General features: G+C 71.0%; 13 protein-coding genes and 1 pseudogene. 4 read left to right on the top strand and 10 right to left on the bottom strand.

The features are described 5' to 3' along the window. Window positions 1–63 precede the first annotated feature (63 nt). Window positions 64–1365 (top strand): UDP-N-acetylglucosamine 1-carboxyvinyltransferase, encoded by a 1302-nt coding sequence (locus BLQ61_RS16380; protein WP_091572940.1) that lies wholly within the window; start codon window positions 64–66, stop codon window positions 1363–1365. Window positions 1366–1415: 50 nt separating this feature from the next. Here BLQ61_RS16380 and BLQ61_RS16375 read toward each other — a convergent pair whose 3' ends face one another. Then, window positions 1416–2243, bottom strand: a complete 828-nt coding sequence (locus tag BLQ61_RS16375; RefSeq protein ID WP_091572817.1) for a BUD32 family EKC/KEOPS complex subunit — start codon at window positions 2241–2243, stop codon at window positions 1416–1418. A 60-nt stretch (window positions 2244–2303) separates the two neighbouring features. Between BLQ61_RS16375 and BLQ61_RS16370 the strand changes: the two genes are divergently transcribed. Then, window positions 2304–3119 carry a YecA/YgfB family protein gene (locus BLQ61_RS16370; protein WP_091572938.1) on the top strand — a complete coding sequence of 272 codons (816 nt, stop codon included), beginning with the start codon at window positions 2304–2306 and terminating at the stop codon, window positions 3117–3119. On the opposite strand, the gene BLQ61_RS16365 is transcribed toward BLQ61_RS16370, so the two are convergent. The 7 genes from BLQ61_RS16365 to apaG all read right to left on the bottom strand — a co-directional run bounded on the left by BLQ61_RS16365 (window position 3097) and on the right by apaG (window position 10421). After that, window positions 3097–3552, bottom strand: a complete 456-nt coding sequence (locus BLQ61_RS16365; RefSeq protein ID WP_245704112.1) for a CinA family protein — start codon at window positions 3550–3552, stop codon at window positions 3097–3099. The two genes, BLQ61_RS16370 and BLQ61_RS16365, sit on opposite strands and share 23 nt — an antisense overlap. A 92-nt stretch (window positions 3553–3644) precedes the next feature. Further along, a complete protein-coding gene (locus BLQ61_RS16360) occupies window positions 3645–4157 on the bottom strand; it encodes a phosphatidylglycerophosphatase A family protein (RefSeq protein ID WP_091572812.1) in 513 nt (170 codons plus the stop codon). 42 nt (window positions 4158–4199) lie between these two features. Further along, a complete protein-coding gene (gene thiL / locus BLQ61_RS16355) occupies window positions 4200–5177 on the bottom strand; it encodes a thiamine-phosphate kinase (RefSeq protein ID WP_091572809.1) in 978 nt (325 codons plus the stop codon). A 226-nt stretch (window positions 5178–5403) separates the two neighbouring features. Continuing rightward, entirely contained in the window at window positions 5404–6525 is a 1122-nt protein-coding gene (locus tag BLQ61_RS16350) for a YbdK family carboxylate-amine ligase (protein ID WP_091572806.1), read from the bottom strand. Next, the gene (locus tag BLQ61_RS16345) at window positions 6522–7790 is read right to left on the bottom strand and encodes a cation:proton antiporter (protein WP_091572804.1); all 1269 of its coding nucleotides are present in this window, start codon (window positions 7788–7790) and stop codon (window positions 6522–6524) included. Before BLQ61_RS16345 ends, BLQ61_RS16350 begins: the two co-directional genes overlap by 4 nt. A gap of 232 nt (window positions 7791–8022) precedes the next feature. Beyond that, window positions 8023–10008: a site-specific recombinase gene (locus BLQ61_RS16340; protein WP_091572801.1), complete on the bottom strand. Its 1986-nt coding sequence runs from the start codon at window positions 10006–10008 to the stop codon at window positions 8023–8025. Then, the gene (apaG, locus tag BLQ61_RS16335) at window positions 10005–10421 is read right to left on the bottom strand and encodes a Co2+/Mg2+ efflux protein ApaG (protein WP_091572798.1); all 417 of its coding nucleotides are present in this window, start codon (window positions 10419–10421) and stop codon (window positions 10005–10007) included. The genes BLQ61_RS16340 and apaG overlap by 4 nt, the downstream gene beginning before the upstream one ends. A gap of 93 nt (window positions 10422–10514) precedes the next feature. Here apaG and rpe point away from each other — a divergent pair, with 93 nt between their 5' ends. Next, window positions 10515–11198, top strand: a complete 684-nt coding sequence (rpe, locus tag BLQ61_RS16330; RefSeq protein WP_091572796.1) for a ribulose-phosphate 3-epimerase — start codon at window positions 10515–10517, stop codon at window positions 11196–11198. Window positions 11199–11214: 16 nt separating this feature from the next. Here rpe and BLQ61_RS16325 read toward each other — a convergent pair whose 3' ends face one another. Continuing rightward, window positions 11215–11610, bottom strand: a complete 396-nt coding sequence (locus BLQ61_RS16325; protein WP_091572793.1) for a hypothetical protein — start codon at window positions 11608–11610, stop codon at window positions 11215–11217. A 199-nt stretch (window positions 11611–11809) separates the two neighbouring features. Here BLQ61_RS16325 and gph point away from each other — a divergent pair, with 199 nt between their 5' ends. Then, the gene (gene gph / locus BLQ61_RS16320; protein ID WP_091572791.1) at window positions 11810–12571 is read left to right on the top strand and encodes a phosphoglycolate phosphatase; all 762 of its coding nucleotides are present in this window, start codon (window positions 11810–11812) and stop codon (window positions 12569–12571) included. Here the strand turns inward: gph and BLQ61_RS16315 are convergent. Next, window positions 12568–12984 (bottom strand): annotated as a pseudogene (locus BLQ61_RS16315) (methyl-accepting chemotaxis protein); the annotation flags it as partial. The gene gph and the pseudogene BLQ61_RS16315 sit on opposite strands and share 4 nt — an antisense overlap.

The following is a 12984-nucleotide window of genomic DNA, read 5'->3' as shown; positions in this document are numbered from 1 at the left end:
TGGCGCTACAGTGCCGGGCTGTTTTCGGCCCGCGCGGCCGCGTCTTTTTCGCTTCCCTTTCCCATGTCCAATCTCATCGTGCACGGCGGCGCGCCGCTTCGCGGGCGCATCACCCCTTCCGCCAACAAGAACGCCGTGCTGCCGGTGCTGTGCGCCACGCTGCTGACACGCGCGCCGCTGCGCCTGGTGGGCGTGCCCGACATCACCGACGTGCGCAAGATCCTGGACATCTTCCGCGCCCTGGGCAGCCAGGTGCACTTGGACGAGGCGGCCGGCGTGCTGACGCTGCACCACGAGCACACGCACTTCGACGCCTCGCAGCACCGCCTGCCCGAGGAGATGCGCTCGTCCATCATGCTGGTGCCGCCGCTGCTGGCGCGCTTCGGCGTGGCGCGGCTGGAGGACAACATCAAGGGCTGCACCCTGGGCGTGCGCGAAATCGACCCGCACGTCGAGGTGTTTCGCCACTTCGGCGCCGAGGTCGAGCGCACCGAGGGCTCGCTGCTGGTGCGCCGCACCGGGGCACTGCAGCCCGTGCAGCACTGGCTGGACTACGCCTCGGTCACCACCACCGAGAACTTCGTGCTGTGCGCCGCGGGCGCGCCGGGCACCTCGACGCTGACCAACGCCGCGTCCGAGCCGCACGTGCAGGAGTTCTGCCGCTTCATGCAGCTGCTGGGTGTGAGGATCGAGGGCATCGGCACCTCGCGCCTGGTGGTGCACGGCGGCGGCGAACTGGGCGGCGGCGAGTTCCGCTTCGACGAGGATTTCCACGAGATCACCACCTTCCTGGCGCTGGGCGCGATCACCGGCGGCGACGTGCGCGTGAAGAACAGCGCGCCGGAGAACTTCCCGCTGATCGACCGCACGTTCGAGAAATTCGGCGTGCGCGTCGAGCACGAAGGCGGCTGGTCGTGCGCACGCGTGGCCGGCCCTTTGACGGTGCAGACGCCGTTCACCGCCAACGTGCTGACCAAGGTCGAGGCCGCGCCCTGGCCGTACTTCCCCGTCGACCTGCTGCCGATCTTCATCGCCCTGGGCGTGCGCGCGCAGGGCAACGCCATGTTCTGGAACAAGGTCTACGACGGCGCCCTGGGCTGGACCAGCGAGCTGTCCAAGTTCGGCGCGCATGTCTTCTCGTCCGACCCGCACCGCATCGTCACCTTCGGCGGCGGCCAGCTGACGCCGGCGGTGGTCGAGAGCCCCTACATCATCCGCGTGGCCATCGCGCTGTTCATGGTCGCGGCCAGCATCCCGGGGCGCTCGGAGATCCGCAATGCCCTGCCGATCCGGCGCGCGCACCCGCGCTTCGTGGAGAACCTGCGCAGCCTGGGCGCGCAGGTGGAGTGGACCTGCGAAGAGTGAGCGAAAAGCGCCTCCAGCCCATATATATCAAGGGCCTTTAGCTGCTGTTTTCATAGCGACGACAGCAGCTCCCACGCCGCGCGCACGCGCTGCGCGTCGCGTCCCCAGCGGCGGTCGGCGGGCAGGTGGCGCAGCCAGGCCAGGCGCGCCGCGGTCTGCCGCGCCAGCGCCTGCAGTTCAGGCCCGTAGGGCGGCTGCGCCTGCCAGCGCTGCCAGGCGGCGCGCGCCTCGGGCAGCACGCCGGCCTGCGCCAGGTGCAGCGCCGTCGAGTGCGCATAGCACAGCGCGTCGCGCCACTGGCACAGCGCGGGCGGCAGCACGGCGGCCGGGTCGTCCTCGAAGTCGATGCAGGCGATGCGCCCGTCCGGGCAGCGCACCAGGTTGCGCGCGAAGGCCTGGCTCAGGCAGGCGCCGCGCGCGTGCACGTCGGCGAGGGTGGCCAGGCCCTGCGTCCACAGCGCCAGCACGGCGCCCCCCCCGGCGGGCAGGGCGTGGTTCAGCTCCTTGGCCAGCGACGGCGTGTCCTGCCCCGGCGCGCCCAGGTCGGCCATCAGGAAGCCGTCCTCGGCGGCGGCCAGCACCTGCGGCACGCGCACGCCGCGCGCCTGCAGCTCGTGCAGGCGGCGCACCTCGGTGGCGATGGCCGCGCGCCCGCCGGGGGTGGGCACGGGGGTCAGCACCGGCAGGCGCAGCACGCGCGCCGCCAAGGCCAGCGCGCGGTAGCCGGTGCGCGAGCGGCGCGGCCCGGCGCGCTTGAGCCACACCACCGCGCCGCCTTCCAGCACATGGCGCGCGACGGTCTGGCGCTGCAGCGGCAGTTGCTGCGCCAGGAAGGCGGCGGGGTCGCGCAGGGGGCCAGGGGCAGGGCGGTCGGACATGCGCCGAGTATGGGCCAGGCGCTACACTGCCCGGCCCTGCTCAGCCACACCCTGCGCGCCATGACCGAAGCCGCCTCCACCCCCTCTTCCTCCACCTTCGGCCCGGCCGAGCTCGACGAGCTCGACGCCCTGCTGGACGACCTGCGCACGCGCGACGAGCTGGTGCCGCACTGGGAGTTCTGCGACGGTGCGCTGACCGCGCTGGTGTGCTCGCGCCGCCCCATCGGGCCGCACGAATGGCTGCCGGTGCTGATCGCCGACACCGACGCGGTGCTGGCGCCCGACGAGCCGCTGCCGCTGCTGCCCCCCTTCCAGGACCTGGCGCAGCAGCAGCGCTTCGTGCAGCTGTGGCAGCAGCGCTGGGACCAGGTGCAGGCGCAGCTGGCCGAAGAGCCCGAGGCGCTGGACGCCGACGACGCCTTTCAGCCCGAGGTCATCGACATGCGCGGCGCCATCGCCGGCCTGCCCGAGGAGGAGCGCGCCGAGATGGAAGGAGAGGAGGTGCCGGCGTTCGGCCAGATCTGGGCGGCGGGCTTTCTGTTCGTCGCCGATGGCTGGTCCGACGATTGGGAGCCGCCGCGCGACAAGGACACGGCTGAATGGATCGCCGACTCGCTGCAGACCATCGAGGACCTGGCCGAAGACGACAAGGGCGAGCCGGTGCTGTGCATGTACGACGAGGACGGCCCGCCCAGCACCAGCCAGGAACGCCTGGAGACCTTCGGCGAGGCCATCTGGGCGGTCTATGACCTGTACCGCATCTGGCACAGCCTGGGCCCGCGCGTCGAGCAGCGCATCAGCGCCGGCCAGCCCGGGCGCAACGACCCTTGCCCGTGCGGCAGCGGCAAGAAGTTCAAGAAGTGCTGCGGGGCGTGACAGGCTCCGCCGCCTGATCCAGCAGCCGCGCCAGCCGCGCCAGCGCGTGCGCCAGCGTCGCCTGGCGCACGGCGGCGCGGTCGCCGTCGAAATGGCGCAGTTCGCTGTGCGTGCGCCCAGCCACGCACCAGGCCAGCCACACGGTGCCCACCGGCTTGTCCGCGCTGCCGCCCGACGGGCCGGCCACGCCGGTCACGGCGACGCTGACCTGGGCATGCGACCGCGCGAGCGCCCCCTCGGCCATGGCGCGCGCCACCGGCTCGCTCACGGCGCCGTGGCGCGCGATCAGCGCCGCGTCCACGCCCAGCAGCTCGGTCTTGGCGGCATTGGAGTAGCTGACGAAGCCGCGCTCGAACCATTGGCTGGAGCCGGCGCGGTCGGTGCAGGCGGAGGCGATCATTCCGCCGGTGCAGCTCTCGGCCGTGACCAGCATCCAGCCGTGCGCCAGCAGCGCTTCCGAGATATGGGTCAAATCGGCCTGTGGCCCATTGTTTGTCACGACATCCAGCTCCTGTTTCGATAGCGTCATGGCAGGAAGTGCCGCCACAGCGCGATAACCAGCAGTGTGCAGCCCGCCGCCACCAGGTCGTCGAGCATGATGCCCAGCCCGCCGCGCCAGCCGAAACCCTTGAACAATTGGTCGGCCCAGGCCACCGGCCCGGGCTTGGCGGCGTCGAAGTAGCGAAACAGCGCGAACGCCGCCAGCTGGCCGACAAAGCCCATCGGCATGGCCAGCCACAGGATCAGCCAGATGGCGACGATCTCGTCCCAGACGATGGCACCGGGGTCGGCCACGTCCAGATGCCGCGCCGTCACCGTGCAGGCCCACCAGCCGACGGGCAGCGCCACGGCGATCAGCAGTCCCAAGGCGCCAGGGGACAGCCACAGCTGCAGCACCAGAAAGGCCAGCCAGCCCCACAGCGTGCCCACCGTGCCGGGGGCCATGGGGGACAGGCCGCTGCCGGCGCCCAGGGCGAGGAAGTGAGCGGGGTGGGCGAGCAGGAAACGGTGTGGCGGACGCGGGGTGATGGTGGGCATGCAGGGCAGATGCGGGGAGGATGGCAGGAACGAGAGTGGCCGTCAGGACGCGAAGTGATCGAACGATGGAAAGCGCCCGTTCAGCGCTGCGCCGGTGCGGTCCACCAGCCGCAGGCCAGGCTGCGCCTCGATGCTGCCGATGCGCGTCACGCGCGTGCCGCTGTCCGCGCCAGCGGCCTCGACGGCGTCGCGGCGGTCGGGGTGGGCGGTGAACACCAGCTCGTAATCGTCGCCGCCCGCCAGCGCGCAGCGCATCAGCAGTCCACGGTCAAATCCGCCTCCGGCCCTTTGCAATCGCTGGCATCCAGCTAGCAAATCGGTAGCAACGTCGATATCGATGCGGGCGCCCACGCGCGAAGCCGACAAAATGTGCGAGAAGTCGCCTAGCAGGCCGTCACTGACGTCGATGGCGCTGCTGGCCAGCCCCACCAGGCGCTGACCCAGCGCCAGGCGCGGCATGGGGCGCTCCAGGCGCTGGCGCAGCAGGGTCAGCAGGGCGTCATCGGCGTGGATCTGCCCGCGCAGCGCATCCAGCGCCAGGCGCGCCTGGCCAGTGCGCCCGCTGAGCCACACGTCGTCGCCCGGGCGCGCGCCGCTGCGCAGCAGGGCGGCGCTGGCGGGTACCTCGCCGAAGACGGTGATGCAAATGTTCAGCGGCCCCTGCGTGGTGTCGCCGCCCACCAGCTCGCAGCCGTGCGCGTCCGCCAGCGCCAGCAGGCCTTGCGAGAAGCCCTCCAGCCAGACCGCGTCCACGCGCGGCAGCGCCAGCGCCAGGGTGAACGCCAGCGGCCGCGCGCCGCAGGCCGCCAAGTCCGACAGGTTCACCGCCAGCGCCTTGTGACCTAGGTGCGCGGGATAAACGTCGGGAAAGAAGTGCCGGCCCTCGACCAGCATGTCGCTGGAGACCGCCAGCTGCATGCCCGGCCGGGGCGCCAGCAGTGCGCAGTCGTCGCCCACGCCCAGGGGCGAGCGCCGCGCGGGACGCGCGAAGTAGCGTGCGATCAGATCGAATTCACCCATGGGGACGATTGTGCGCGATGCGTCCCGACCGGCGGGTGCGCCCAGGGGTTACACGTGCTGGCGTTCGATGGCTCGCCCATATCCCGCTGTTGCAGCCCGGCGCTGTCAAAAGCAGTGGTCGCCTGAAAACCGGCGCGTCTCAGGCCAGCGGCCGCCGTGGATCAGGCTGCGCCTGTCCACGGGCGGCGTCCCCTGGGGGAAGGCGCCGCAGGCGACTGAAGGGTGGTCAAGTTCCCCCGCGAAAGCGCAGCGCCGCCTGCCGGCTGACCTCGGCCAGCAGCTGCTCGTCCTGCATCCTGCCGCGCAGCCAGCGCGCGTCGTTCTGACCGGCCGTGGCCTCGCCGCGCAGCATGTGCAGCGCACCCGAGGCGCCCAGGCCGGTGGCGTGGCGCGCGATGTGGTCGATGGTGCGCACGATGTGCTCGCGCAGCGGCATGTGCTCGCCGCTGGCCGGGTCGACATACACCGCGTCCATGCCGAAGCGGCAGGCCTGGAAGCGGTTGTAGGTGTAGACCAGGTAATCGTCCTCGGCCGGGGTGAAGGGCTGCTCGGCCAGGAACCAGGCCGCCAGCGATTGCACGAAGCCGGCCAGCGCGGCGGCGCGCTCGATGGTCAGCGGCGTGTCGAACACGCGGATCTCGATGGTGCCGAATTCGGGCTTGGGGCGGATGTCCCAGTAGAAGTCCTTCATGCTCTTGACCACGCCGGTGCGCGTCATCTTGTCGAAGTACTGCCCGAACTGCTCCCAGGTCAGCACGCACGGCGCGCGGCCCGACAAAGGGAAGGCGAACACCGAGTTCAGCCGCGCCGAGTCGAACGCCGTGTCGTGCGCCTGCACGTACGGGCTCGATGCCGACAGCGCGATGAAGTGCGGGATATAGCGGCTCATGCGGTGCAGCATGACCAGCGCCTCGTCGGCGCTCGGGCAGCCCACGTGCACGTGCTGGCCAAAGATAGTGAACTGCTTGGACAGGTAGCCGTACAGCTGCGACAGCTCCTGGAAGCGCGGTTTGTCGTAGATGCGCCGCTCGTGCCACTGCTGAAAAGGGTGCGTGCCGCCGCCGACCACGGCGATGTTCAGCTTGTCGGCGCTTTTCACCAGCGCGTCGCGGATCTGCGTCAGCTGACCCAGCACTTCGCTGGAGCTGTGGCACACGCCGGTGGAGACCTCGATCATGCCGGTGGTCATCTCCGGCACCACGCTGCCGGGTAGCGGGGTCTTGAGCATCAGGCGCAGCATGTCCTCGGCGTAGGGCGCCAGGTCGTAGTCGTGGGTGTTGACCAGCTGCAGCTCCAGCTCGACGCCCAGCGTCAGCGGCTCGGAGTGTTGAAAGGCTTCGAGGCTCATGGCAGATCTTTCTTGTTGCCGGCGCTGCCGGGCGGCGCGGCCGCGGCGCCGGTCTGGGGGCGCGAGCTCTCGCCGGCGCGAAACAGCGCCAGGGTGGCGACGACCGCGCCGCCCACCTCCATCAGCAAGATGGCGGGCAGGGCGATGCTGGCGATCAGCGGGCCGGTGATGGCATCGGCGGCGACGATCTGCGAGGCCACCAGCAGGGCGATGGCCGACATCGGCGCCATGGCGCAGCTGACCCACACCGCCTGGCGCCAGCTGGCGCCGCTGCCGATGTTGCCCAGCCCCACGCCCAGTGCCTTGGCCACCAGGCGCGCGGCGATCAGCGCCAGCACCAGCCAGGCCACCAGCAGGCTCCAGTCGGCCTGCGCGGCCACGGTGGAGACCAGCACGAACATCAGCATGCTCAAAATGGACGCTGCCGAGCTGGACTGGCGCGGCCAGGCCCAGGGGCGCGGATGCAGCTGCTTGAGCAGCATGCCGCCCAGCAGCGCTGCCAGCGGCGCCGAACCGCCCAGGTGCGCCGCCAGCGCGGCGCTGGCAGCGATCAGCGCCAGCAGCACGATCACGGTGTTCTCGCTGGTCGGGCTCATCACCCGCAGCGCCAGGCGCACCAGCAGCGACAAGAGCGCCCCCATGGCGATCGAGATGCCCAGCACCACCACCGCCGGGTACAGCGCCTCGCGCCAGTCGGCGGCGGGCTGCTGCAGCACGCTGGCCTGCGCGCTGCCCAGCGCCAGCGCGTACAGCGACGACAGCGTGGCCAGCACCAGCGCCCGGTCGGTCACCGGGCCGGCGGCACGGGTATCGGCGGCGACACGCATCAGCACCGTCGGCGAGGCGGCGATGGCCACTAGCGCCAGCGGCGCGCTAGCGCGCTCGGGCACGCCCAGCCAGGACAGCGTCCAGTACACGGCGGCATAGGTCAGCGCCGACTCGGCAATGCTTTGCACCAGCACCATCGGGTTGTGCCGGAACCAGCGCAGCGGAATGCGCCCGCCGGCCTCGAACAGCACCACCGCCACCGCCAGCTCGACCAGGAACAGCGCCGTGCCCTGCAGCGGCCACAGCGCCCCGGAAAACCCGGCCAGCCCGGCGACTGTGCCCACCAGCGTGTAGCCAACCACTTTGGGCAGGCCGACATGGCGCTGCACCAGGTAGCCCACCAGGGCCGCGACGGCCAGCAACAGCGACCACTGCACCGTCGGCAGACCAGCCGACGGGCGCAGCCATTGCGCCCAGAAACTCATCAAATCATGCATCTACCACTATCTCCGATTGGAACCCTCCGGCATCGGCATCCGCCGTCGCATCCGGCGAGACGGTTGTCTGCCCATGGGCCGTTGCGGCCCGATGGCGGGCGCGCATGGCAACGGGCCGCGCAGGATGCGCGCCGCTGCAGAGCGGGCGGCGTGCGCGCGAAGGTGTGTTTCCTTGCCGAATGTATCGGCCGGCGCAGCCTGCGGCATGTAGGACGCCGCAGCAGGCACCTTATCAGACGCCCTGGCGCGAGGGTACGAAGAAGCTCAGCGGCGCACGCGCCAGCCGGGCGCGCAGCGCGCGGTAGATGCGCGAACGGTCCACGCCGCTGACGTTGTGCGCGCGCAGCGCGACGCGGAAAGCCAGGTAGAAGCTCACCAGCACGTTCAGCGCGCCGTTGAACGGGATCAGCGCCATGGCCCACCAGAAGGCGCTGTCGTGCACCGCCTGCCAGCCCAGCGAGGCCGCTGCCGCGCCCAGCTGCCCGGCGGTCAGGGTGACGTGCCGCACCTCCAGCCCCAGGCCGAAGAAGCCGGCGAAGGCCGGCGTCAGGCCCAGCATGAAGCCCAGCGAGATGTTGGCGGCGAAGCCGGAGATGTGCTCGCGCAGGTAGCGCGCCCAGCGCGCCGCGCGCGGCCGGCCCAGCGCGCGCGTGATGCGCGGGTTGAACTCGATGGCCGAGTCCAGCCGGCGCAGCACGAACCAGTTCTCCACCCAGCCGGCGAAGATGCTGGAGGCGAACAGCAGCACGCCGGTGAAGGCGGCGAACAGCAGCGACGGCCCCAACAGGTGCAGCGACTGCAGCACCTGGCGGGCATGCGGTGCGTCCAGCGCCGGCTCGCCGCGCAGCCAGCCAATGCCCCAGGCCAGCGCCAGCGCCGCCGGGAACACCAGCAGCACGTTGCCCAGCACGGCTGCGACCTGCGAGCGCACCAGCTGCGTCACCTTGTCCACGAAGGCCTGCACGCTGGCGTCGTCGTGCAGGTCGTCCAGCTTGGCGGCCATGGCCGGTGCGGTCATCGCCGGCTGCTTGGTGGCCACCGTGAAGTGCAGCAGCTGGATCAGCACGAAGCTGGCGGCGTAGTTCATGCCAGCGATGAAGCCGCCCCAGAACACCGGCAGCGCCAGCGCGTACAGCCCCAGCTTGATGAGCGTGGTGAAGGCCATCACCAGCCCGCCGCCGGCGGCCATGCGCACCATCGCCAGGTATTCGCCGGTAGTGCGGGTGATGTAGTGCTCGCCGGTCTCGGCATTGCGCTCGGCCACCTTGGCCGCCAGCAGCGACGAGCTGGCCGAGAACAGCGCACGCACGCTGCGCCGCTCGCGCCCCACGGTCACCAGCCGCGCCAGCAGCCGCACTGCCGAGGCGGCGGGGCGCGGGGTCAGCAGGCAGTCCAGCAGGTCGCGCACGCGCAGGATGCGCTCGCGCAGCTGGCGCAGGCGGAACACCAGGCCCACCGAGATACCGCCTTCCTCAAAATGCGCATACACCGTGCTGGCGGCGGCACGGCAGGCGTCCAGGCGCTCGCGCAGGCGCTGCACCGCCTCGTCGCGCCGCTCGGGGGTGCGCAGCGCGTGCAGCACCTCCACGCGCAGGCTTTCCACGTCGCGGATCAGGGCGTGAAAAGGCTGGGCCTCGCGCGCTTCGTCGCTCATGCGCAGGCGCAGCTCGGGGGCGAAGCCGGTGGACAGGATCTGCCCGGCGCAGTAGGTCATGGCGTCCAGCAGCGCCAGTTGCCAGGCGTTGGCGCCGCCGTCCTCCAGGCTGGCCGGCGCCAGCACCGCGCGCAGCCGCGCCAGCAGGTCCTCGTCGAGTGCCGCCAGCCAGCGCGCATCGAACTCGCTGGGCAGCGCCAGCATGAACAGCTCGGAGGCGTCCAACGTGTCCGGGCTGGACGGCAGCAGCTTGTAGCGCAGGCGCTCCATCAGCTCGCTGCCCATGGAGGTGCGTTGGGCGAAGCCGAAGTCGGCCAGCAGCGTGGTGATGTCCAGCGACTGGGTCAGCGCCTGCCACCAGGCGACGACGCGCGCCGCCAGGTCGGGAGAGCGTTCGGCGGCCTCGACCAGCAGCGCCAGGCGCGCGGTGGTCGCCTCGACCGAGCGGCGGTCGCCGCGGATCCAGTCCAGCAGGGCGATCAGCTGCAGGTGGCGCTGCGCGGTGCCGGCGTGCGGATCCAGGCTCTCCAGCAGCAGACCCAGCGTGGGCGGCGTAGCGCTCAATGCAGCACCCGGCCGGGGGCGGGGGGCGCGGCGTCGCCGCCTGGCGCGCCGGCGTTGGCCTCGAGCACGAACAGCGGCACCGGGCACTCAAAGCGCTCGCCGTCCTCGGCCACCATGAAGTAGCTGCCATGCATGGTGCCGCTGGGCGTGCGCAGGCGGCAGCCGCTGGTGTACTGGAAGGATTCGCCCGGCCGCAGCAGCGGCTGCTGGCCGATCACGCCCAGGCCCTTGACCTCCTGCACATGGCCATTGGCGTCGACGATGACCCAGTGGCGCGCGATCAGCTGCGCGGCAACAGTGCCGGTGTTGGTGACGGTGATGGTGTAGGCAAAGCTGTGCACGCCCTGCGCCGGTGCCGATTGCTCGGGCAGGTACTCGGGCTGCACGGCGGCCTGGAACTGGTATTGCGGCATCGCGTGATGGTAAACCCTGCTTGTGACGACCCGATGTCGGGGCCGCAGCCGAGGCGGCCTGCGCGGCGCGGACGGGGCTGCGACAATTTCGCCATGACTTCCCCCACCTTCCGCATTGCCCCCTCGATTCTCTCGGCCGACTTCGCCCGCCTGGGCGAGGAGGTGCGCGACGTGATCGCCGCTGGCGCCGACTGGATCCATTTCGATGTGATGGACAACCATTACGTGCCCAACCTGACCTTCGGCCCCATGGTCTGCCAGGCGCTCAAGCGCCACGCGGTCACGCCGGGCGGGGTGCCGGTGCCTATCGACGTGCACCTGATGGTGCAGCCCGTGGACGAACTGGCCAGCGCCTTCGCCAAGGCGGGGGCCAACTACATCAGCTTCCACCCGGACGCATCGGCGCACGTGCACCGCAGCATCCAGAACATCCGCGCGCACGGCTGCAAGGCCGGGCTGACCTTCAACCCGGCCATGCCGCTGGACGTGCTGGACTGGGTGATCGAGGACCTCGATCTGATCCTGCTGATGAGCGTCAATCCGGGCTTTGGCGGGCAGAGCTTCATCGACAGCACACTGCGCAAGATCGAACTGGTGCGCAAGCGCATCGAGGCCAGCGGCAAGGACATCCGGCTGGAAGTGGATGGCGGCATCAAGGCGGCCAACATCCGCCGCGTGGCCGATGCCGGCGCCGATACCTTTGTCGCTGGCAGCGCCATCTTCGGCCAGCCGGACTATGCGTCGGTCATTGCCGCGATGCGTGCCGAACTGGCCTGACGCATGGCGGCCCGGCTTACTGGCGCGGTGCCGGCACCATGGTGGTCGCCTCGCGCAGCACGCCGCCGCCTTGCACCGAGCCCGACACCGGCTGGCCGCTCAGGCGCGCGCGGCAGTCCGACTGGTCCTGCTGGGTCTTGAATACCTCGCAGCGCGCCATGGCGTTGCGCTCGTAGGTGTTCTCGCCCGGACTGGTCAGGTCGCCGGTACGGGCCGCCTGCGCGGCGGCGCCCATCTCGCGCATGCACGGCGCGCGGCTGGCCTCGGGCAGATTGGCACAGGCCGCACGCTGTTGTTGCCAGTGACTGCGCGAGTGGTGCATGTCACCGGATTTGTTGCCGGCCGCCTGGGCGGCGCCGCACAGCAGCAGGGCAGCGGAGCAGGCAAGGGTGGTGAAGCGGGGCAGGGCCATGGTGATCCTCCTGGGGTGTTGGGTGAAATCGGCGCCGGGCGCCTGGGCAAGATGCGCGCTGACAGCCTAAGCGCGCAGTGCCGGGCCTGGCTGTCCGCTCCCGGCCCCGGGTGCTGTCGGACGCCGCGCACAGCCCGTCACCTGCCGCCTGGCCCTTGCCGTTGCTTTCTATTGCCTTCCACAGACACGGAGTTACGCCATGCAGACCCTCCCTGAATCCACTGCTCCCCATCTGCGCGACCTGCTGGCGCGGGTGGATGCGGCCATCGTCGACCTGGACGGCACCATGGTCGACACCCTGGGCGACTTTGCCCAGGCGCTGAACCTGATGCTGGCCGACCTGCAGCTGCCGGCCATTGCCCCCGGCGCCATCGAGCGCATGGTCGGCAAGGGTTCCGAGCATTTGCTGCGTTCAGTGCTCCAGGAGGTTCTGGCCCTTGATTCACCAGGACTTTTAGCTACTGATTTGATAGCTAATGTGGAGGCCCGCTATCCCCGGGCCTGGGAGCGCTACCAGCACCACTACCTGGCCATCAACGGCCGTTTCGCGCAGGTCTACCCGGGCGTGCGCGAGGGCCTGCAGGCGCTGCGCGAAGCCGGCCTGCGCCTGGCCTGCCTGACCAACAAGCCCACCGCCTTCGCCGTGCCGCTGTTGCGCGCCAAGGGGCTGGAGGAATATTTCGAACAGGTCTTCGGTGGCGATGCCTTCGAGCGCAAGAAGCCCGATCCGCTGCCGCTGCTGAAGACCTGCGAGGCGCTGGGCAGCCGGCCGGAGCGCACGCTGATGCTGGGCGACTCCAGCAACGACGCGCAGGCGGCGCGCGCCGCCGGCTGCCCGGTGGTGCTGGTCAGCTACGGCTACAACCACGGCCGACCGGTGCGTGAAGTGCCGGCGGACGGCTATGTCGATACGCTGGCAGAGCTGGCGGCCGGCACGCGCGCGATCGCCACAGGCGGCTAGAAGCTCTCCCAGTCGTCCTCGCCGCCCACCTTCGCCGGCAGCGCCGGAGGTGCGGGCCGCGCGACGCGGGCTGCGCTACTGCTGGCGACAGCCGGCGCAGCCGAAGCCGCGCGCGCGGCGGGTGTGCGCGCCAGCGGTGCCGGCTGGGGTGGCGCGCTGGCCGGCCGTGCCGCGACAGGCGGCGGCACCGGCAGCGCGGCCGAAGCGCCGCTGACATGGAACTGCGCCACCGTCTGCACCAGCTGGTTGGCCTGGGTGCGCAGCGCACCGGCAGCCGCCGCCATCTCCTCGACCAGCGCGGCATTTTGCTGCGTAGCCTGGTCCATCTGCGTCACCGCCTCGCCCACCTGCGCCACGCCGGCGCTTTGCTCGCGGCTGGCGGCGCTGATCTCGCCGACGATGTCGCTCACGCG

This window comes from Oryzisolibacter propanilivorax (genome assembly GCF_900103645.1).
Lineage (GTDB): Bacteria > Pseudomonadota > Gammaproteobacteria > Burkholderiales > Burkholderiaceae_C > Melaminivora > Melaminivora propanilivorax.
Note: the sequence above shows the minus strand (reverse complement) of the source record. Positions and strands in the feature narration are given on the sequence as shown.